The organism is Pseudomonas sp. 05L36, assembly GCF_056398125.1.
This window is the reverse complement of sequence record NZ_JBFTOU010000022.1, coordinates 43,929-64,324: the sequence shown is the minus strand read 5'-3', so window position 1 is coordinate 64,324 and position 20,396 is coordinate 43,929. Positions and strand designations below refer to the sequence as shown.

General features: G+C 59.6%; 14 protein-coding genes and 1 pseudogene. 11 read left to right on the top strand and 4 right to left on the bottom strand.

All coding sequences use genetic code 11. The features are described 5' to 3' along the window. The first annotated feature begins 18 nt into the window (after positions 1-18). Both AC1DKH_RS21980 and idi read left to right on the top strand, forming a co-directional pair. Positions 19-828, top strand: coding sequence for a class I SAM-dependent methyltransferase (locus AC1DKH_RS21980; RefSeq protein WP_477799288.1), 810 nt, complete (start codon positions 19-21; stop codon positions 826-828). Beyond that, positions 828-1,346: an isopentenyl-diphosphate Delta-isomerase gene (gene idi, locus AC1DKH_RS21975; protein WP_477764146.1), complete on the top strand. Its 519-nt coding sequence runs from the start codon at positions 828-830 to the stop codon at positions 1,344-1,346. Before AC1DKH_RS21980 ends, idi begins: the two co-directional genes overlap by 1 nt. Positions 1,347-1,355: 9 nt before the next feature. Here the strand turns inward: idi and AC1DKH_RS21970 are convergent, their stop codons facing one another. From AC1DKH_RS21970 to AC1DKH_RS21960, 3 genes and pseudogenes are all read right to left on the bottom strand, one after another. Beyond that, positions 1,356-3,716: a tetratricopeptide repeat protein gene (locus AC1DKH_RS21970; RefSeq protein WP_477799287.1), complete on the bottom strand. Its 2,361-nt coding sequence runs from the start codon at positions 3,714-3,716 to the stop codon at positions 1,356-1,358. Between the two features lie 200 nt (positions 3,717-3,916). Further along, complete coding sequence (locus tag AC1DKH_RS21965; RefSeq protein WP_477799286.1) at positions 3,917-4,945, bottom strand: HAD family hydrolase; 1,029 nt, start codon at positions 4,943-4,945, stop codon at positions 3,917-3,919. Then, a pseudogene (locus tag AC1DKH_RS21960) lies at positions 4,942-5,160 on the bottom strand (BatD family protein); the annotation flags it as partial. The gene AC1DKH_RS21965 and the pseudogene AC1DKH_RS21960, both read right to left, overlap by 4 nt. 102 nt (positions 5,161-5,262) lie before the next feature. Here AC1DKH_RS21960 and AC1DKH_RS21955 point away from each other — a divergent pair. From AC1DKH_RS21955 to AC1DKH_RS21940, 4 genes are all read left to right on the top strand, one after another. Then, positions 5,263-7,485 carry an S-type pyocin domain-containing protein gene (locus tag AC1DKH_RS21955; RefSeq protein ID WP_477799285.1) on the top strand — a complete coding sequence of 741 codons (2,223 nt, stop codon included), beginning with the start codon at positions 5,263-5,265 and terminating at the stop codon, positions 7,483-7,485. After that, complete coding sequence (locus AC1DKH_RS21950) at positions 7,403-7,828, top strand: hypothetical protein (protein WP_477799284.1); 426 nt, start codon at positions 7,403-7,405, stop codon at positions 7,826-7,828. Before AC1DKH_RS21955 ends, AC1DKH_RS21950 begins: the two co-directional genes overlap by 83 nt. Beyond that, complete coding sequence (locus AC1DKH_RS21945; RefSeq protein ID WP_477799283.1) at positions 7,818-8,093, top strand: bacteriocin immunity protein; 276 nt, start codon at positions 7,818-7,820, stop codon at positions 8,091-8,093. The genes AC1DKH_RS21950 and AC1DKH_RS21945 overlap by 11 nt, the downstream gene beginning before the upstream one ends. An 83-nt stretch (positions 8,094-8,176) precedes the next feature. Next, complete coding sequence (locus AC1DKH_RS21940) at positions 8,177-9,685, top strand: bacteriocin immunity protein (protein ID WP_477799282.1); 1,509 nt, start codon at positions 8,177-8,179, stop codon at positions 9,683-9,685. A gap of 75 nt (positions 9,686-9,760) precedes the next feature. On the opposite strand, the gene AC1DKH_RS21935 is transcribed toward AC1DKH_RS21940, so the two are convergent. Continuing rightward, positions 9,761-10,186: a YciI family protein gene (locus AC1DKH_RS21935; protein WP_477799281.1), complete on the bottom strand. Its 426-nt coding sequence runs from the start codon at positions 10,184-10,186 to the stop codon at positions 9,761-9,763. Positions 10,187-10,589: 403 nt separating this feature from the next. On the opposite strand from AC1DKH_RS21935, the gene tpx reads away from it, so the two are divergent. From tpx to AC1DKH_RS21910, 5 genes are all read left to right on the top strand, one after another. After that, the gene (gene tpx, locus AC1DKH_RS21930; protein ID WP_477754059.1) at positions 10,590-11,090 is read left to right on the top strand and encodes a thiol peroxidase; all 501 of its coding nucleotides are present in this window, start codon (positions 10,590-10,592) and stop codon (positions 11,088-11,090) included. Positions 11,091-11,267: 177 nt separating this feature from the next. Then, entirely contained in the window at positions 11,268-12,584 is a 1,317-nt protein-coding gene (locus tag AC1DKH_RS21925) for an MdtA/MuxA family multidrug efflux RND transporter periplasmic adaptor subunit (protein WP_477799280.1), read from the top strand. Beyond that, positions 12,581-15,685 carry an MdtB/MuxB family multidrug efflux RND transporter permease subunit gene (locus AC1DKH_RS21920; RefSeq protein WP_477799279.1) on the top strand — a complete coding sequence of 1,035 codons (3,105 nt, stop codon included), beginning with the start codon at positions 12,581-12,583 and terminating at the stop codon, positions 15,683-15,685. Before AC1DKH_RS21925 ends, AC1DKH_RS21920 begins: the two co-directional genes overlap by 4 nt. Continuing rightward, a complete protein-coding gene (locus tag AC1DKH_RS21915; protein ID WP_477799278.1) occupies positions 15,682-18,789 on the top strand; it encodes an efflux RND transporter permease subunit in 3,108 nt (1,035 codons plus the stop codon). Before AC1DKH_RS21920 ends, AC1DKH_RS21915 begins: the two co-directional genes overlap by 4 nt. Further along, positions 18,786-20,267, top strand: a complete 1,482-nt coding sequence (locus AC1DKH_RS21910) for an efflux transporter outer membrane subunit (protein ID WP_477799277.1) — start codon at positions 18,786-18,788, stop codon at positions 20,265-20,267. Before AC1DKH_RS21915 ends, AC1DKH_RS21910 begins: the two co-directional genes overlap by 4 nt. Positions 20,268-20,396: the final 129 nt, after the last annotated feature.

Here is a 20,396-nt window from a genome sequence, read left to right as displayed (position 1 = left end):
TTGAAAATGGAGCTTTAATTGGACAGTCAATCCCGGTCCTATCTATTGCGCGTGGGCGATGCCGATCGCGAGCGCCTCGAAGTGCTGGCCAGCATCTACGATCCAGGCAGCCAGGATTTTCTGCAACGTCACCTGCCAGCTCAGGCAAGTACTCTGATTGATCTTGGTTGTGGTCACGGCCAACTGACATGCTGGGCGGCGAAGGCGTTCTCCCGGGCCTGGGTCTACGGGCTGGATCTATCAGATGAGCAGCTGTTTATCTGTGAGCAGAACCGGGTGGCGCTTGACGTGCCGAATGTCAGCTTCCATCGTCATGATGTGCTGGACCCTGCCCGGGATATTCCACAGGCAGATGCAGTTTATTGCCGCTATCTCCTGTTGCATTTGAGAGAGTGGGACACCTTCTTCCATAACGCTCTGGCACTCTGTAAGCCGGGCGGTTCACTGCTGATCGAAGAGCCGGGATTTCCCTTTTTCTGTTATCCACGCCATGAAGCGCTCGATCGTGCGAACGCTCTCGGACAAGCACTGACCTCGAGGATGGGCTTGCGTTTTGACTGTATTGATCCGTTATGGAGCTATGTTCATGCACTGGACAGTGTCCGGGTAAAGGCTTATTCGTTCAGCCAGCCAATCCTGGCCACCGACTACCAGAAAAGCCTGCTTTGGCGTTCATTTGCGCAAATTCATCAACCCTTGATCTCGATGGGGCTGTGTACTGGGCAAGAGGCTGATTCCATTCTTGCCCAGCTGGCGCATATTGCGGGTGATCCACTGTACGTTGTCGGTACCTTGCGCATGGTCCAGTTGCATCTGGTGAAGCTGTGATGGCTGAGATCAAAGTGATTCTGGTTGATGAAAATGACCATCCGGTGGGCGAGATGGAAAAGCTGGCAGCCCACGAAAAGGGGCTGTTGCACCGAGCGGTCACGGTGTACGTGTTCAACTCGCGCAGTGAGCTTTTGCTCCAGCAGCGCGCCGCGGACAAATACCACTGTGGTGGGCTTTGGAGTAACGCCTGTTGTGGTCATCCTTACCCAGGGGAGGACACACTTGCAGCGGCACAGAGGCGACTTGAAGAGGAAATGGGCCTCAGGTGTACGCTACACAAGGGCTTTGAGATCAAGTACCGGCTGGAGGTTGACCAAGGCTTGGTGGAGCACGAATACGGTCACGTATTTTATGGGGTCAGCGACCAGTTGCCAGTACTGAACCCAGATGAAGCCCAAGCGTTTTGTTACCTGTCCCGAGGGCAAATAGAGGCGCGCCTGCTCCGGGACCCGGAGCATTTCACGCCTTGGTTTCGATACACTTTTGCCAGGGCAAGCAAAGCGTTTGAGGTGTGACGCCAGCTGTTATTTCAACGCCGGATCCCCCATGTTCATTTTCTTCCAGCCCTGCAACAGAACTTGCGCCTTGGGCTCCTGGCCGTTGTCCAGGTAGTACTGGATCAACGACAAGCGGGCATTGCGGTTGGACGGTTGTTCTTTCAACAGCCGTTCCAGCTCTGCGCACGCCTCGTCAATCTTGCCGCTGTCATGCAGGGCCACCGCCAGCACATAGCCGAACTGTCCGCTCTGTGGCTCCAGTTGCGCGGCCTTGCGCAGGTACGGCATGGCCTGTGCGGCCATGCCCGCGCGAATCAGCGCAAGGCCCTGGGTGTGTTGCAGCAGGCCGGAGTCGGGGTGGTCCTTGAGGCTTTGCGCCAGCAGGACATGGCCTTCCTGACGGAGACCGTTGGCCTCTAGCCATTGCACCAGGGTGACCAGCGCCGGGTAGAAGTCCGGATCGCGCTGCAAGGCGGTACGCAGCAAACCTTCGACTTCTGCATTGCGGCCATCAGCCTGATAGAGCATGGCCAGGTTGAGGTTGGCTTCGGCGCGTTCGGGCAGGCTTTTCTGGACTGTCTCGTATTCAGCGATGGCGACATTCCAGCTGTCCTGGGCGGTGCCCAGTCCATTGCGTGCCACGCTCAGCAAATCCCGGGCGGCGGCGATGCGCACTGCTCTGACAGGATCATTCAACAAGGGGGTCAGCAGCTGCGCGCGTTCCGGTGGCGGCAGGAATGCGCTGAGCGCGCGTATGGCGCTCTCACGTACTTCAGGCGCCGTGTTGTTCAGGTCCCTGGTGGCCAGTTTCAACGCTTGTTCGCTCGGATACAGCGACAATTCGCCGAGCAGCGTCGCGCGCTGGATCGCCGGCAGATTGCTGCGTCGCAGTTGCTCGAACAGCGCCTGCGCCGCACCCGGTTGACCGTTACGGATCAGCCACAGGCTTTCGTCGTAACGCGGGGCTTGCACTGCGCTGGCGTTGGCGGTGTTCCACAGTTTGAATTGCCCGGTGATCTTGTCGCCGGCCTTGCCCTGGTGGCAGGTCAGGCAGGCGTCCGGCGTACCGAGAATCTTTGCTCGCTCAGGGTTGGGAATGCTGAAGCTGTGGTCATGCCGCAAGTCATTGCCCATATAGAACTTGCCGGGCATATGGCAATCCACGCACTGCGAGCCCGGTTGGCCCATGGTGTGGCGCGTGTGTTCGATTGAATCGTAGTTTTTCGCTTGCAGGCCCTTGCCGTCGACGCCTTCCACGGTGGTTTTGCCGGCGGCGTTATGGCATTGCAGGCAAACGCCGTTGCCTGGCGCTTTCAATTGAGTGCTGTGCGGGTCGTGGCAGTTGCTGCAACGCACGCCCTTGTCGAACATTTTGCTCTGGGCGAAGGAGCCGTGTTCGAACACTTCGTCCTTGATCTTGCCGTCCAGCGCGTACAGTTCACGGGTCAGAACGCTCGGCAGGTAGTCGTCCATCAGGCGCTTGCCGACTGTGTAACCGTCGTCCAATGGTGCGCGGCGCGAGTGGCAGCGGGCGCAGGTTTCGATTTCGACGGTGGCGTTCTTGTCCTTGAGGTCGACGGCAAACCCGGCATGGATCAGGTCGGTTTTCTTCGCCGTCCATTCCAGGTGGCTGGACGCCGGACCGTGGCAGGCCTGACAACCGACACCGAGGCTGTTCCAGTGACTGTCGAAGGTGTTCTTCGCCGCATCGAAATTGCGTTTGAAACCGGTGGTGTGACACTCGACACACATGAAATTGGCGTTCTGGCTCGGTTTGCTCCAGTGCAGCGGGTTCTTGAAGTTCACACCCTGGCCCGGATACAGGTGAAACCAGCGGTGCTTCTCGGTATCCCAGGCTACGCCGAGCGCCTGCAGGCGGCCTTCGCCGACCTCGATCAGGTATTGCTGCAAGGGGGCGACGCCAAAAGCATAGGCCACCTTGAAGTCGGCATTCTTGCCGTCGACACCGGGGGTGTTGACCCGGAATTCGTCGCCTTTGCGCGAGAACACCGTGGTCTCTTTTTCGGTCTTGAAGGTGACGTTATTGAAGTCGCCGAGCAGGGTGTCGGCGTTGGCTTGCTGCATCGCCAACTGGTGATGGGAGCCTTGCCAGTCCTTGACCTGCTCGCCGTGGCAGCCCTGGCATTGTTGCTCGTCGACCATTTTCGCAGGCACGAGAGCGACCGGTTGCGGCTTGGCCGATTCGACGGCAGGGGCGCTGACAGGGACTGGCTGGAGCTGCGTCGGTGTACTGCTCAGCAAAAACCAGCCAATACCTGCCACTGCGAGCAGCAAGATGCCGATGGTGACCGGGAACAGATAACGGTTGATCAGGGTCGGTTGCGAAACAGGGTGTGGGTTTGCAGCTTTATTTTTATGTTTCGGCATCACGACTTCCATGGTCCAGGTGCGATTGCCTTGCGGTGCGCGATGAAGCTCGATGCAGCTTTGCCGGATGGTCGGCGTGTGTCAAATGACGTTGCGTTGGGCTGATGGCCCCTTCGCGGGCAAGGCACCCAATCACTCCCCGACAAACCACCGGTAATGTACTGCGACAAACGTTTATTGCAGTCCTGCATCACGTCTTTTTATTGCACTTGCTCGGCTGTGGAGGCATCGAACGGATAGATCCGACGCCAATCGGACGCCATGTCGACGACCGTCCAGCCACGTTTGTTTGCTTCGTCCAGAGCCTTGTCCAGACGACCGATCTGCGATTGCCGGTCGTAAGCCCATTCGCGTTTGGCGTCGGTGTGATGCACCAGGCCCATGAAGCGTTTACCGGGACCGGCGGCGGTCCACTGGAGCATTTGCAAGTCACCGTCGGAGTTGCCAAAGGCGAGGATTGGCCGGCGTCCGATCACGGCGTCGATGCTTTCCGGTTTGCCCGGGCCATCGTCGTTGTGGGCCAGTTTTGGCGTGCGCAGGATAGACGCCTGGCCGTCCTTGAATTGATAGGCAGTGACAAAGGTGGTGCCAATGACCTGTTCTGGCGGGATGCCATAGACCTTCTCGGCGAAGGCGCGCATGAACCCGGTGTCGCCGCCGGACACGATGTAGGTCTTGAAGTCCCGGCTGCGCAGGTAGTCGAGCATTTCCAGCATCGGCTGGAAGATCATCTCGGTGTACGGCTTGCCGGTTTTTGGATGGCGGGCCTGGCTCAGCCAGGTTTTGGCGTAGTCATCGAAGGCATCGGTGGTCATGCCGGAGTGGGTCGCTGCGAAAATCTTCAGCAGGCCTTCCATGCCAGTGGCGGCCAGGGCCTTGTGATCGTTTTCCAGCACCGCCTGGAAGGGCTGGGTGGTTTTCCATTCCGGGTGCTGCGGCGCGGTGCGCTTGACTTCCTCGAGGGCGAACAGCATCTCGAAGTACATCGGCTGCTCGCTCCACAAAGTGCCGTCGTTATCGAACACGGCAATGCGGTCCTCGGGCTTTACGAAGTCCTTGCTGTTTTGATCGGTGACCGTCTGCACGAACTCGGTGATCTGCTTTTTCGACAGGCCTTCGTTCCAGGAGGATAGCGGCTCGGCCGCCTGAACCAGTAACGGCAGGCTCAAGGCCAGGGTCAGCAGGAAGCTGAATGCGCAGTGATGGCGCAACGATATCGAATTCGTCATGGGAAATCCTTCTCGTGAACGGGGTTGGGCGGATGCAGTGCACAAGTGACTGATTCTCTGTTGCGCCCGGCCTGACTATGCAGCGTAGACAAGGATTCCCTGATTTGGCGTAGCGCCTGATCTTTGTCCGGTTCACGGCCGTAACAGGAACAGGCACGCAGGAAGGTTTGCAGGCGCGGGCCGAGGCGGGTCAGTTTCAGGGCGCGGCCCATCCGATCCCTCATTGATCCCGTAAACCAATCGCATCCTATAAATATGTACCGCACCTGATCGCTGCCCCGAAGACAAGCTGTGCCCTACAGACAAGGAGAGACTGTATGGCACAACGAACATTGCATGATGGATCAATTGGGGACGTTGTCATCAGGTCGGGGCCACCGGCCGTGGGTGGTGGCGGTGGGGGCGGTGGTGGTTTTGGCGGCAACCGTGTGGGCGCCTCCGGCAACTTCGGTGGCCCCAGCGCCAGGACCAGGGCGCTCAGGAGGCAGGCCAAGCTGGAGCATGCCGCCAGGCAGGCAAGAGAGCAGGCAGAAGCCATTGCCCGAGACCAAGCGGCTCAAGAGCAGGCACGCCTGCAAACGCGGCAGCAACAACTTGAGGGTATGGCCCAGCGTCAAAGCGCCTTCAAGGTCGAGGCAGATCGCAGTTTTGCTGCAAGGTCTGAACAGCTTGCCTCATCGCTTGACGGTGAGGTCCTGGCTGCAAGACGGCCACCTGCTATCAACCCGAGCGAGCGCTGGCAGCTCTATCTCATCACCAGGGAAAAAAACGAAATCGACGGGCTGATTGCCCGCAAAGCCGCAGAATTCAATGCTCAGGGTTCGATAGCCCGCTCATTCGATGGATACGATCCACTCGTCCGTTCGACCAGCGATTACATGGCACGGCTGGATCAGTTCGGCGATGCACTCAACAGTGGTCACCAGGCTTGGGAAACCGCTTACAACGCAGCCCATGAAGCGCAGTTGTTATCGGCGCAGATCAAGGCACTGACGGAGCGGTCTGCGACGCTGTCTCGGCATCACGCAGAGCAGACCATTGTCTGGCGGGAAAGAGAGGCCATCTGGGAGCGTCATCGACAGGTTGCCGAGCAGCGTGATGCGCGGGTGCGGTTCAAGCAGCAGGCTGACGCTGATATACGCATAGAGCGGGTGAGGCAGGCCAACACCTGCCGTTTCGCAGTCAATCCGTCGATGGCTGCCGTGTCGGCGCTTGCCATTCCCGGCAGTGCATCGGTTGCCGGGGCGGCCGATGCATTGGCAATTGCAGTAAGCCGGTCAGTGGTGCTGTTGGGCGAAGTAGCAGGAACACTTGCCGCTTCGCAAGTCGCAATATTCGTAGGTGGGATAGCGTATCCATCCGAACTGGGAAATGGAGAGTTAACGCCTGAACAACGTGCTCGCCTGTTTCACGCAGTTGCCGTTCCAGCACATGCACTGGAGCTTCATGACAGTCGAGAGTTGCAAGCCATCGCTGATGCGGGCGGCTCGGTGGAGGTTGAGTACCGCTTAAAGCCAGTAGTCGAGGCCCAAGGCACTGCGATCATTGTCGCCAGCACCGGTGTCGAGATCGACTCCCGGGTACCGGTGGTCAATGCAGCGCTGGACCCGTTGACCGGCGTGTATACCGCTGAAGTTCCCGGTTCCCCGACCCGCTATGTGGAATTCGCACCAGACACGGCGCCTCAAGCGCAGGTGCCGAACCCGCAGCCCCTGGCTGTCACCCAACCACAGATTCTGGGCATACCGGCGGGTGTCGATTGGCGCATTCAGGATTGCATCGTTTGCGTGCCGGGGCTGGAGCCGATCTATCTGTCCTTCAATACCCCACCCATGGGCGCCGGTGTTGTCACGGGAACAGGTCAGCCAGTTACCACAGACTGGTGGAAAGCCGCTACACAGCCTGTAGGCGCCGCTATTCCGACGCTGATCGGCGATCAGTTTCGAGGTCGGGAGTTCACGTCGTTCGAAGCCTTCGACGAAGCGTTTTGGCGAACGCTCGGAGAGCATCACGAGATTGTTTCGCAATTTGACGAGGTTAACCAGAAGCGCCTCGAACAAGGTTACGCCCCCTATGCGCCGAGAAGCACATGGGCCGGTGAAAACCGTGAGTTCGAATTGCGTTATCAGGAGCGGCCGGGGTTCTGGTCTGATCCTTTCAATCTCGATCAAATCAGTATCAAGACTCCGAGCAGCGCCGAGGGGTGGATTGGTGTCGCACCGGCAGTTGTGCCTTGGCCGATTCCGCCGGCCACCACGTGGAAGCCTTTGGTGCCGCCAGGCAGTGAACTGCTTGGTTCGACCACATCGCCGATAACGCCTGTAGCTCCAGGTGTTTATCCCGGCAGCCCGGCCGTCCCCGTCCTACCTGAAAACGGGACGTTTCCGGCTGTTGATGAAGGGGATATTGGTGCGAGTATTCCCGGGTTTCCGGGGGATATGGAACTGCCTTCGCCGGATGCTTTGTTTCGCGATCGACGGGACGATCCGGGGGTTGCAACCGGGGTGGGGCAGGTGGTTTCAGGGGTATGGTTTGGGTGAGGCTGCGCGAGGGGAAGGGGCGCCCATACCTTCGCAGATTGCGGATCGGTTGAGAGGGGCTGAGTTTGCCAATTTTCACCGGTTCAGGGAGGCGTTTTGGAAGGCCGTTGCTGCGGATGAGAATTTGCGGCATCAATTTTCTGACTACAACCTACGCCGAATGCGAGAGGGGCTATCCGCATACCCGAAACTCTCCGACCAAAGTGGTGGACGCAAAACCTTCGAACTTCATCACGATATCGAAGTTTCAATGGGGGGCGACGTTTATGGAATTGATAACATTTCGGTAATGACACCACAGCGTCATATACAGCTGCATAAGGAAAGAAGTCATGATCTTTAAAGAGAAGTTAGAGGACTATACCGAAGCGGAGTTTTTGTCCTTTCTGCGAGGGTTTAGCGATTTTCCCAATGGGTTAAATGGTAAAGCGTTGGAGGCATATCTGGATCGCCTCCTCACACATTTTGAACGCATTACAGAGCATCCCGGTCGCTCAGACGTCATCTTCTATCCAAAGGAAGGCCAGGAAGACAGTCCGGAGGGCATCCTGAAGGAAGTCAAAGAATGGCGAGCAGCGAATAACAAACCAGGCTTCAAATCCGAATAATCAACGGGGCACCTGCCCATCTTCCAATGAGCAGGTGCCGAGGCCCTCGGCCATTCACAAGAAAATACAAGGAAGTACCAAGGATGGAACTCAAGGCAACCCTGCAGGACTACACGGCAACAGAATTCAAAACCCTGGTTGAACGGATTTGGGCCGTGGATTTACCCAGGCAGGATCACGATCGGCTGATCAATCACTTTGACCGGGTTGTCGGCCACCCCAGTGGCACGGACTTGCTGTTTTACCCGGACGACCAGTTTGGTGAGAACAGCCCGGACTGGGTGGTGCATCACATCAAGGGCTGGCACCAACAACAAGGCATTGTGGGGTTCAAACCGGAGACTGCACCGGTCTCTCGCCCATACGTACCGATGAGCAATGTCGCCCGCAATCTTGCCAGCGTGCAAGAAGTCGCAGCAAACGTGGCCGAATCAGAACGTGTCGTTACAGTTGCGTTCGGTGTTTTGGAGCAGGGTATTCAACAGGCGCAGATTCAACAGGGTGTTCCTGTGACTGTCTCTGCGCAGGAAACGAGTATCCGATCCCTGGAAAACGCTCATCATGAAACACAGATTGCCATCAGGAAATTTGAAAGCTTAGAAATGCGCGTCAGGTTCGCCAGGGACAATGCCCAGTCAAGCCTGGCATTTGCGGGAAAAGATTTGGCACAGTGGCAAAGCATCGTTCAACAAATCAGCGCTACCTACGACCGTTACATTGTGCAGAGGTCGGGAATCACTCAGCGCCATCGTGCGCTGCATGATCAGGCCGAAGCGTTGTTGATAGCCGCAAAGCAACAGTTGCTTCGCGCACGAGCGCTGGCGGACGTTGGCGTAATGCAAACGGCAAGAGTCATCACCGCCCCATTGATGCTTGCCGATAAACGCCCGGACTTACTACTGTCGGGGGATGCCTCGGAGTTGCTGCGGCCCGAGCGGGTGGATCTACAAACAGCCATTCGATCTGCTGTTGCTGAGTTAACTTGGCGCAAGACTGCGGGAGAGTCGACAGACGAAAGCTGCAATGCAGGCGTGCTGCAATTTGAGTTTTCCAGTCGCGCGGATACGCAGGTTTTTGGTCTGGGCGTGTTTTTGTCCGAACTTTTCCCCACTGAAGGCGTGGACTGGTCGACGTTGGCTGCCCGCCGAGGCGAAATCGACCTTCCTTACAGAATGGGCGCCACCGTCGTACCCGCTAAACCGGGAACGATGTTTCGAGGGCTACGCGAGATCAAGGCGCGGGTGCAAATCCAGGTTTCAGCAACCGGCTCAAAAACATCGGCTGCGCCAATTGGGGTCAGAGCAGCACGGTACGACCGGCAAACAGACACCTTTGTTTTTACGGGTGATGGTAACGCCCCCATAACGGTCCAATGGCCCGTCCGTGCCAAACCTGAAACAAATATGCCCGCGTCTCCCGCCTCATTGCCTCGACTTGGGTTTGTTCAGGTGTCGACGGTTCCTGCAATTGAGCGCGTTGTCTCTGCCGCTGTGGACAAGCTGTTAGATGATTACATTGTTGTCTTCCCCTCAGAGTTTGGGCTCGAACCGCTCTACGTTATGTTCGGGAGCGACCTTGAGTACCCGGTATAAGGGGTAAGTAACGGTGCTGCGGTCACGTCCTTAGATTAACTGGACTTAAGGACATGACCGCGCGATTTGGCGTTTTCAGTTCTTCTTCGCATGCTCCCAAACCCGCTCTTCCTGCTCACGCAGTTCCGGTGTGAACTCGGCACCAAAATCTTCAGCTTCAAACACCTGGCGAATCTCGATTTCGGCTTCGGTGCCCGGCATCGGGTTGGGGCAGCGCTTGACCCACTCGATGGCTTCTTCTCTGGACTTCACTTTCCACAACCAGAAGCCGGCGATCAGTTCCTTGGTTTCGATGAAGGGGCCGTCGATCACCGTGTGTTTGTCTCCGGAAAACTTTACCCGTGCGCCCTTGCTGCTCGGGTGCAGGCCTTCGCCCGCGAGCATGATGCCGGCTTTAACCAGCTCTTCGTTATAGTTGCCCATGGCGGTCAGCAGTTCCTGGCTGGGCATGACATCGGCTTCTGAATCCTGGCTGGCTTTGATGATGATCATGAATCGCATGGTGATGTCTCCGTTGTAATTGAGTGACTCGATTTATAGTCGATTGGCTGGGGGGCAATTCGACAGGCTCGCAAGGAAATTTGTCATTGGGTTGTCTTGGCTGCCTTTCGTCATGAACATCGGGCGACGGCAGGTGAGGGGGGTACGCTGGATTGCGATCACCTGTGGGAGCGGGCTTGCCCGCGATTGCGGTGGGTCAGCCGATATGGATGTTGAACTTGATGCCATCATCGCGGGCAAGCCCGCTCCCACAGGGTTTTGTGGTGGCTGTGAAAAAAACATGTATCCAATTTTGTGCGTCAGCACATGACAATTTGGTTTTGGCCATAGGTCGTCGGACAATTTCGTGGTTAACTTCGGCCTCGTCAAAATTCTCCACACCAACGTCAGAAGGACTCCGTTCATGGCTCAAGTCACTCTTAAAGGCAACCCGGTTCAAGTCAACGGCCAACTGCCACAAGCCGGTTCCAAGGCGCCAGCCTTTTCCCTGGTTGCCGGCAATCTGTCCGACGTCACCCTGAAAGACTTTGCCGGCAAGCGCAAAGTACTGAACATCTTCCCAAGCATTGATACCCCGACCTGCGCCACTTCCGTGCGCCAGTTCAACGCCAAGGCCAGCGACGTGGCCAACACGGTCGTACTGTGCATCTCCGCTGACCTGCCGTTCGCCCAAGCCCGCTTCTGCGGCGCCGAAGGCCTGGAAAACGTACAGAACCTGTCGACCCTGCGCGGTGCCGAGTTCATCCAGAACTACGGCGTGGCCATCGCTGACGGCCCGCTCAAAGGCCTGACCGCTCGTGCCGTCGTGGTGCTGGACGAAAACGACAACGTGCTGCACAGCGAACTGGTTGGCGAAATCGCTGACGAACCGAACTACGAAGCGGCACTTGCTGTTCTGAAATAAGTCTGGCTTTACAATGTTTAACGGCCTGGCCCTGTCCAGGCCGTTTTCATTTGTGCTTCAGTGTCTTACACAAAACTCCTGTTACGTAAGCCAAAGGTAAATTGCCGGTAAAGGCGCTTTGCTTAAAACCCGCCAGTGCTTATCGTTCAGCCTCATGTAAAAAAGCCCACGCGCCCAATGGTTGATCACTCAATGCAATCCTCCGCTTCCCATAGTCCTCGTCGCTGGCTGTTCGGCCTGCTTGTCCTGTTGGTCATCGCCGCCCTGTGCTGGAAATTCTGGCCCGGCAGCGCTGCACCCAAAGAGGCTGCGGGGCAGAAAGCCGTCGCGGGGCATACCGGCAGGTCAGGCGGAATGCGACCTGGATTCGGCGGGGCGTCCGGGCCGGTACCGGTGCGAGTGGCGCCGGCAGTCACTGGTGATTTCCCTCTGTACTTCAAGGCGCTGGGCACGGTCACGGCGCTGAACACCATCAATGTCCGCAGCCGCGTCGGCGGTGAGCTGGTCAAGATCTATTTCGAAGAAGGGCAGATGGTCAAGGCCGGCGACCTGCTGGCCGAAATCGATCCGCGTCCGTACCAGAACGCCTTGCTCCAGGCCGAAGGCACCTTGCTGCAGAATCAGGCGCAGCTGAAAAACGCCCAGGTCGATGTCGAGCGTTATCGCGGCCTGTACCGCGAAGACAGTATTGCCAAGCAGACCCTGGACACCGCCGAAGCGCTGGTCGGTCAGTTCCAGGGCACCGTCAAGACCAATCAGGCGGCGGTCAACGATGCCAAGCTCAATCTCGAATTCACCCGGATCCGCGCACCGATCACCGGTCGCGTCGGCCTGCGTCAACTGGACGTCGGTAACCTGGTCGCGGCCAACGACACCACTGCATTGGCGATCATCACCCAGACCCAACCGATCAGCGTGGCCTTCACCTTGCCGGAAAACAGCCTCGACACCGTGCTCGCCCGTTATCGCAGCGGCGCCAAACTGCCGGCTGAAGCCTGGGACCGCGGTGATACCAAACTGCAAGCCACGGGCGTGCTGCAGAGCCTGGACAACCAGATCGACGTCACCACCGGCACCCTGAAATTCAAGGCCCGTTACGAGAACCGCGATCAGTCGCTGTTCCCCAATCAGTTCGTCAATGTGCGCCTGCTGGCCGACACCCTCAAGGACGTCGTACTGGCGCCTTCCGCCGCGATCCAGTTCGGCACCAACGGCACGTTCGCCTATGTCCTGGACGGTGACAAGAAGGTCAAGATCCGTCAGTTGAAAGTCGGCGCCAGTGACGGCCTGAACACTGTGGTCACCGAAGGCCTGTCGGCGGGCGATCGGGTCGTATTGGAAGGCACTGACCGCCTGAAGGACGGCAGCGACGTGGAGGTGGTCAACGACCGCCAGGACGTGCCGACCACGCCAACCGAACACCTGCAAGGCAAGTCGGCGGCCGACGCGGCAACGCCCGCGACCACTGACAAGGCGAAAAAGGACGGCGCATGAATCTCTCGCGGCTGTTCATCCTTCGCCCGGTAGCCACCACGCTGAGCATGCTGGCCATTATCCTGGCCGGCGTCATCGCCTATCGGCTGCTGCCGGTGTCGGCGCTGCCCCAGGTCGATTACCCGACCATTCGCGTCATGACCCTGTATCCCGGCGCCAGCCCGGATGTCATGACCAGCGCAGTGACTGCGCCACTTGAGCGGCAGTTCGGGCAGATGCCCGGCCTGACGCAAATGGCCTCCACCAGTTCCGGCGGCGCGTCGGTGCTGACCCTGCGTTTCAGCCTCGACATCAACATGGACGTGGCCGAGCAGCAGGTGCAGGCAGCGATCAACGCCGCGACCAACCTGTTGCCCAAGGACCTGCCAGCGCCTCCGGTGTACAACAAGGTCAACCCGGCCGACACGCCGGTGCTGACCCTGGCCATCACATCCAAGACCATGCTGTTGCCCAAGCTCAACGATCTGGTCGATACGCGCATGGCACAGAAGATTGCCCAGATCAGCGGCGTCGGCATGGTCAGCATTGCCGGTGGCCAGCGCCAGGCCGTGCGGATCAAGGTCAACCCCGAGGCCCTGGCGGCCAACGGCCTGAACCTGTCGGATGTGCGCACCCTGATCGGCGCCTCCAACGTCAACCAGCCCAAGGGTAACTTCGACGGCCCGACCCGGGTTTCGATGCTCGATGCCAACGATCAACTGACGTCGCCCAAGGACTACGCCAATCTGATTCTGGCCTACGCCAACGGCGCACCGTTGCGACTCAAGGACGTCGCGGAAATCGTCGACGGCGCCGAGAACGAGCGTCTGGCCGCTTGGGCCAACGAGAACCAGGCCGTGCTGCTGAACATCCAGCGTCAGCCCGGCGCCAACGTCATCGAGGTGGTGGACCGGATCAAGGCCCTGTTGCCGAGCATCACCGACAACCTGCCGGCCGGCCTCGACGTGGTGGTGCTGACCGACCGCACCCAGACCATCCGCGCCTCGGTCCAGGACGTGCAGCATGAATTGCTGATTGCCATCGCCCTGGTGGTCATGGTGACCTTTCTGTTCCTGCGCCGCGCCAGTGCCACGATCATTCCGTCGGTGGCCGTACCGCTGTCGCTGATCGGTACGTTCGGCGTGATGTACCTGGCAGGGTTTTCGGTCAACAACCTGACCCTGATGGCCCTGACCATCGCCACCGGTTTCGTGGTGGACGATGCGATCGTCATGCTGGAGAACATTGCGCGCTTCATCGAGGAGGGCGACAGCCCGCTGAACGCGGCGCTCAAGGGCGCCAAACAGATCGGTTTCACCCTGATCTCCCTGACGTTGTCGCTGATCGCCGTGCTGATTCCGCTGCTGTTCATGGCGGACGTGGTCGGGCGGCTATTCCGCGAGTTCGCCATTACGCTGGCGGTGGCGATCCTGATTTCCCTGGTGGTTTCCCTGACCCTGACGCCGATGATGTGCGCGCGGTTGCTCAAGCGTGAACCCAAGGAAGCAGAGCAGGGCCGCTTCTACCGTGCCAGCGGCGCGTTCATCGACTGGATGATCGCCGCCTACGGACGCAAGTTGCAGTGGGTGCTCAAGCACCAGCCACTGACCTTGATGGTGGCCATTGGCACTTTGGCGCTGACGGTATTCCTGTACATGGTGGTGCCCAAGGGTTTCTTCCCTGTACAGGACACCGGCGTCATCCAGGGCATTTCCGAGGCGCCGCAATCGATTTCCTTCACCGCCATGAGCGAGCGCCAGCAGGAACTGGCCAAGGTCATCCTGGCCGACCCGGCGGTCGAGAGCCTGTCCTCCTACATTGGCGTGGATGGCGACAACTCGACCCTCAACAGCGGTCGGTTGCTGATTAACCTCAAGTCGCACCACAACCGCGACCTGAGCGCCACGCAAGTGATTGCCCGCCTGCAACCGGAGCTGGACAAACTGGTCGGCATCCGCCTGTTCATGCAGCCGGTGCAGGACCTGACCATTGAAGACCGGGTCAGCCGCACGCAGTACCAGTTCAGCATGTCGTCGCCGGATTCGGAGTTGCTGAGCCTGTGGAGCGGGCGTCTGGTGGAGGCCTTGGCCGACCGGCCGGAGTTGACCGACGTCGCCAGCGATTTGCAGGACAAGGGCTTGCAGGTCTACCTGGTGATCGACCGCGATGCGGCGTCGCGGGTTGGTGTATCGGTGTCGAACATCACCGATGCGCTGTACGACGCCTTTGGTCAGCGGCAGATTTCCACCATCTACACCCAGGCCAGTCAGTACCGCGTGGTGCTGCAATCGCAGGCCGGCGAGAAGATCGGCCCGGATGCGTTGAACCAGATTCACGTCAAGACCACCGATGGCGGGCAGGTGCGCCTGTCCAGCCTGGCGCATATCGAGGAGCGCCAGGCGCAACTGGCGATCACCCATATCGGCCAGTTCCCGGCAGTGATGATGTCCTTCAACCTGGCGCCCGGCGTGGCGCTGGGGCATGCGGTCGAGATCATCGAGCAGGTGCAGAAGGACATCGGCATGCCGATTGGCGTGCAGACCCAGTTCCAGGGCGCGGCGCAGGCGTTCCAGGCTTCGTTGTCGAGCACCTTGCTGCTGATCCTGGCGGCGGTGGTGACCATGTACATCGTGCTGGGCGTGCTCTACGAGAGCTACATCCACCCGATCACCATTCTTTCGACCCTGCCTTCGGCGGCAGTGGGCGCCTTGCTGGCGTTGATCCTCAGCGGCAACGACCTGGGCATGATCGCGATCATCGGCATCATTCTGCTGATCGGCATCGTGAAGAAAAACGCGATCATGATGATCGACTTCGCCCTCGACGCCGAGCGCAACCAGGGCATGGACCCGCAAACGGCGATCTATCAGGCGGCCTTGCTGCGTTTTCGGCCGATCCTGATGACCACCCTGGCCGCGTTATTCGGTGCCGTGCCGTTGATGCTGGCCACCGGTTCCGGCGCAGAACTGCGCCAGCCGCTGGGTCTGGTGATGGTCGGAGGATTGCTGCTGAGCCAGGTTCTGACGCTGTTCACAACGCCTGTGATCTACCTGTACTTCGACCGTCTCGGTCGGCGCTGGGGTCGCAAGCCTGAGTCCGTGGAAGCGGTAGAGCAGCCATGAACCTTTCGGGACCTTTCATCAAGCGCCCGGTCGCGACCATGTTGCTGAGCCTGGCGATCATGCTGCTGGGTGGCGTGAGCTTCGGTTTGCTGCCCGTGTCGCCGCTGCCGCAAATGGACTTTCCGGTGATCGTGGTCCAGGCCAGTCTGCCCGGGGCCAGCCCCGAGGTGATGGCATCGACCGTGGCCACGCCGCTGGAACGCTCTTTCGGCGCCATTGCCGGGGTCAACACCATGAGCAGCCGGTCCAGCCAGGGATCGACCCGGGTGATTCTGCAATTCGACCTCGACCGCGACATCAACGGCGCGGCGCGGGAAGTGCAGGCGGCCATCAATGCCTCGCGCAACCTGCTGCCGAGCGGGATGCGCAGCATGCCGACCTACAAGAAGGTCAACCCGTCCCAGGCGCCGATCATGGTGCTGTCGCTGACCTCGGATGTGCTGGAAAAAGGCCAGCTCTATGACCTGGCCTCGACGATCCTGTCCCAGAGCCTGTCCCAGGTGCAGGGCGTCGGCGAGGTGCAGATCGGCGGCAGTTCGCTGCCGGCGGTACGTATCGAGCTCGAACCGCAGTCGCTCAACCAGTACGGCGTGGCCCTGGACGATGTGCGCAACACCATCGCCAATGCCAACGTGCGCCGGCCCAAGGGCTCGGTGGAAGACGATCAACGGCTGTGGCAGGTCCAGGCCAACGACCAGTTGGAAAAGGCCAAGGACTACGAGTCGCTGATCATCCACTACAACGGCGGCGCGGCCCTGCGCCTGAAGGATGTGGCCAAGGTCAGCGATGGTGTCGAGGACCGCTACAACAGCGGTTTCTTCAACGACGACGCGGCGGTGCTGCTGGTGATCAACCGGCAGGCCGGCGCCAACATCATCGAAACGGTCAACGAGATCAAGGCACAGTTGCCGGCGTTGCAGGCGGTGCTGCCGGCCAGCGTCAAGCTGAACCTGGCCATGGACCGCTCACCGGTGATCAAGGCCACGCTGCACGAAGCGGAAATGACCCTGTTGATCGCCGTGGCGCTGGTGATTCTGGTGGTGTTCCTGTTCCTCGGTAACTTCCGCGCCTCGCTGATTCCGACGCTGGCGGTGCCGGTGTCGCTGGTCGGCACCTTTGCCGTGATGTACCTCTACGGTTTTTCGCTGAACAACCTGTCGCTGATGGCGCTGATCCTGGCCACCGGGCTGGTGGTGGACGATGCCATCGTGGTGCTGGAGAACATTTCCCGGCACATCGACGAAGGCGTGCGGCCGATGAGGGCCGCGTACCTCGGTGCCCAGGAAGTCGGCTTCACCTTGTTGTCGATGAACGTGTCGCTGGTGGCGGTGTTCCTGTCGATCCTGTTCATGGGCGGGATCATCGAGAGCCTGTTCCGCGAATTCTCCATCACCCTGGCGGCGGCCATCGTGGTCTCGCTGCTGGTGTCGCTGACCCTGACCCCGATGCTCTGCGCCCGATGGCTCAAGCCGCATACGCCGGGGCAGGAGAACCGCCTGCAACGCTGGAGCCGGCGGGCCAACGACTGGATGGTCGGCAAATACGCCACCAGCCTCGACTGGGTGCTGCGCCACAAGCGCCTGACGTTGCTCAGTCTATTCGTGACAATTGGTGTGAACATTGCGTTGTATGTGGTTGTTCCTAAAACATTTATGCCGCAGCAGGATACCGGCCAGCTGATCGGTTTCGTGCGCGGCGACGACGGCCTCTCGTTCAGTGTGATGCAGCCGAAGATGGAGATTTTCCGCCGGGCGGTGTTGAAGGACGAGGCCGTAGAAAGCGTCGCCGGGTTCATTGGCGGTTCCAACGGCACCAACAACGCCTTCATGCTGGTGCGCCTGAAGCCGATCAAGGAACGCAACATTTCCGCACAGAAAGTCATCGAACGCCTGCGCAAGGAAATGCCCAAGGTCCCCGGCGCACAACTGATGCTCATGGCCGACCAGGACCTGCAATTCGGTGGCGGCCGCGAACAGACCAGTTCGCAATACTCGTACATCTTGCAAAGCGGGGATCTGGGGGCGTTGCGCGAGTGGTATCCGAAAGTCGTCACTGCGCTCCGGGCCTTGCCGGAACTGACGGCAATCGATGCGCGGGAAGGCCGGGGTGCCCGGCAGGTGACGCTGATTGTCGACCGCGACCAGGCCAAGCGCCTGGGTGTCGACATGGACATGGTCACGGCGGTACTGAACAACGCCTACAGTCAGCGGCAGATTTCAACCATCTACGACAGCCTCAACCAGTATCAGGTGGTGATGGAGGTCAATCCGAAATACGCCCAGGACCCGATCACTCTCAAGCAGGTCCAGGTGATCACCGCTGACGGCGCGCGGATCCCGCTGTCGACCATTGCCCATTACGAAAACAGCCTGGAAAACGACCGGGTCAGCCACGAAGGCCAGTTCGCTTCGGAAAGCATTGCCTTCGACATGGCCGAAGGCGTGACCGTGGAGCAGGGCAGTGCCGCCATTGAACGAGCGATTGCCAAGGTCGGCCTGCCGGAAGACGTGATCGTGAAAATGGCCGGCACCGCCGACGCCTTTGCCGCCACGCAAAAAAGCCAGCCGTTCATGATTCTCGGCGCGCTGGTGGCGGTGTATCTGGTGCTCGGCGTGTTGTACGAAAGCTACATTCATCCGCTGACCATCCTGTCCACGCTGCCGTCGGCCGGGGTCGGCGCGTTGCTGTCGATCTATGCGCTGGGCGGCGAGTTCAGCCTGATTTCGTTGCTGGGGCTGTTTCTGCTGATCGGCGTGGTGAAGAAAAACGCCATTCTGATGATCGACCTGGCGTTGCAACTGGAACGACACCAGGGCATGGCACCGCTGGAATCGATTCGCAGTGCCTGCCTGCAACGTTTGCGACCTATTCTGATGACCACCCTGGCGGCGATCCTCGGTGCCTTGCCGTTGCTGCTGAGCCGTGCCGAAGGGGCGGAAATGCGCCAGCCACTGGGCCTGACCATCATCGGCGGGCTGATCTTCAGCCAGGTGCTGACGCTTTACACCACCCCGGTGGTTTACCTCTATCTCGACAAACTGCGCCATCGCTTCAATCAATGGCGTGGGGTGCGTACCGATGCTGCTCTGGAAACTCCGCTATGACTGAACGTTCGCTTTTCAACCTGGCTGCACCGCTGATCACAGCCCGAGGCTCGCGTGTGTTGAGCCTGTCACTGTGCGTGGCGATGCTCAGTGCCTGCGCCGTCGGCCCGGATTACCAGCGCCCGCAAACCGCGGAACCGGCGCAGTACAAGGCCGCAGAGGGCTGGCGTCAGGCCAATCCGAGCGATGCCCTGGCGCGTGGTGCGTGGTGGGAGTTGTATGGTGACCGGCAGCTCAACGACCTGGTCGAAAAGCTCAACAGCTCCAACCAGACCGTCGCCCAGTCCGAAGCCCAGTACCGGCAGGCCCAGGCGTTGGTGCGCAGCGCACGCGGGGCGTTTTTCCCGACGGTCGACCTGAACGTCAGCAAGAACCGCTCAAGCCAGGGCACCGGCAGCAGCAACTCCAGCCTGAGCAGTTCGTCCAGCGGTATTCGCGACACGTACTCGGCCCAGGCGGGCGTCAGTTGGGAAGCGGATGTCTGGGGCAAGCTGCGCCGGGGTCTCGAAGCCGACACCGCGAATGCCCAGGCCAGCTTTGCCGATTTGGCCGCGATGCGCCTGAGTCAACAGTCGGAGCTGGTGCAGAATTACCTGCAATTGCGCGTGATCGATGGTCAGAAGCGCTTGCTCCAGGACACGGTCGAGGCTTATCAGCGTTCGCTGAAAATGACCGAGAACCAGTACCGCGCAGGCGTATCCGGCAAGGACGCCGTGGCCCAGGCTCAGACGCAGCTCAAGGGCACCGAAGCCGATATGATCGACCTGATCTGGCAACGCGCCCAGTTCGAGAACGCCATTGCCGTGCTGATCGGCTTGCCACCGGCGCAGTTCAGCCTGGCGGAAAGCCAGGACATTCCGCCGTTGCCGCAAGTACCGTCGGCGCTGCCTTCGCAGTTACTGGAGCGGCGCCCGGACATTGCTGCCGCCGAGCGTTCGGTGATGGCCGCCAACGCCAACATCGGTGTGGCCAAGGCCGCCTATTACCCCGATCTGACACTGAACATGAACGGCGGTTATAGCAGCAGCACCTATTCCAACTGGATCAGCCTGCCGAACCGCTTCTGGTCGGTCGGACCGCAATTGGCCATGACCCTGTTCGACGGCGGCCAGCGCTCGGCGGAAGTCGATCGCAGTGAAGCCGCCTATGACGAAACGGTGGCCAAGTACCGCCAGACCGTGCTGGACGGATTCCGCGAGGTGGAAAACTTCCTGGTGCAGCTCAAGGTGCTTGAAGACGAAGCCGTCGTGCGCCAACAGGCACTGGACGCCGCTCGTGAATCGCTACGCTTGACCCAGAACCAGTACAAGGCCGGTTTGATTGCCTACATCGATGTGGTGGTGACCCAGGCGGCGGCGCTGAGCAATGAGCGCAGTAACCTGGACCTGCTGCAAAGCCGCTTGATAGCCAGCGTGCAGTTGATTGCCGCGTTGGGAGGTGGCTGGGATGGACAGCTTCAGGTGAGTGATAGCCGATAGTGCAATCTAACGCACGCTGCTATCCCAAAGGTTTTGTGGCGCCAGCAGCTTGAAGCGAGTTAATGTAAAACCTTAAAACAAGCGTTTCATCGAACTGATGGCCCTTTGCTCATTTTGTGAGTGCGTTCT

Bases quoted from the DNA above. Each gene is read 5' to 3' on its own strand.
- AC1DKH_RS21970 (WP_477799287.1), bottom strand. From the start codon at position 3,716: ATGCCGAAACATAAAAATAAAGCTGCAAACCCACACCCTGTTTCGCAA.
- AC1DKH_RS21945 (WP_477799283.1), top strand. From the start codon at position 7,818: ATGATCTTTAAAGAGAAGTTAGAGGACTATACCGAAGCGGAGTTTTTG.
- AC1DKH_RS21925 (WP_477799280.1), top strand. From the start codon at position 11,268: ATGGTTGATCACTCAATGCAATCCTCCGCTTCCCATAGTCCTCGTCGC.
- AC1DKH_RS21940 (WP_477799282.1), top strand. From the start codon at position 8,177: ATGGAACTCAAGGCAACCCTGCAGGACTACACGGCAACAGAATTCAAA.
- AC1DKH_RS21920 (WP_477799279.1), top strand. From the start codon at position 12,581: ATGAATCTCTCGCGGCTGTTCATCCTTCGCCCGGTAGCCACCACGCTG.
- idi (WP_477764146.1), top strand. From the start codon at position 828: ATGGCTGAGATCAAAGTGATTCTGGTTGATGAAAATGACCATCCGGTG.
- AC1DKH_RS21935 (WP_477799281.1), bottom strand. From the start codon at position 10,186: ATGCGATTCATGATCATCATCAAAGCCAGCCAGGATTCAGAAGCCGAT.
- AC1DKH_RS21965 (WP_477799286.1), bottom strand. From the start codon at position 4,945: ATGACGAATTCGATATCGTTGCGCCATCACTGCGCATTCAGCTTCCTG.
- AC1DKH_RS21955 (WP_477799285.1), top strand. From the start codon at position 5,263: ATGGCACAACGAACATTGCATGATGGATCAATTGGGGACGTTGTCATC.
- AC1DKH_RS21910 (WP_477799277.1), top strand. From the start codon at position 18,786: ATGACTGAACGTTCGCTTTTCAACCTGGCTGCACCGCTGATCACAGCC.
- tpx (WP_477754059.1), top strand. From the start codon at position 10,590: ATGGCTCAAGTCACTCTTAAAGGCAACCCGGTTCAAGTCAACGGCCAA.
- AC1DKH_RS21915 (WP_477799278.1), top strand. From the start codon at position 15,682: ATGAACCTTTCGGGACCTTTCATCAAGCGCCCGGTCGCGACCATGTTG.
- AC1DKH_RS21950 (WP_477799284.1), top strand. From the start codon at position 7,403: ATGCTTTGTTTCGCGATCGACGGGACGATCCGGGGGTTGCAACCGGGG.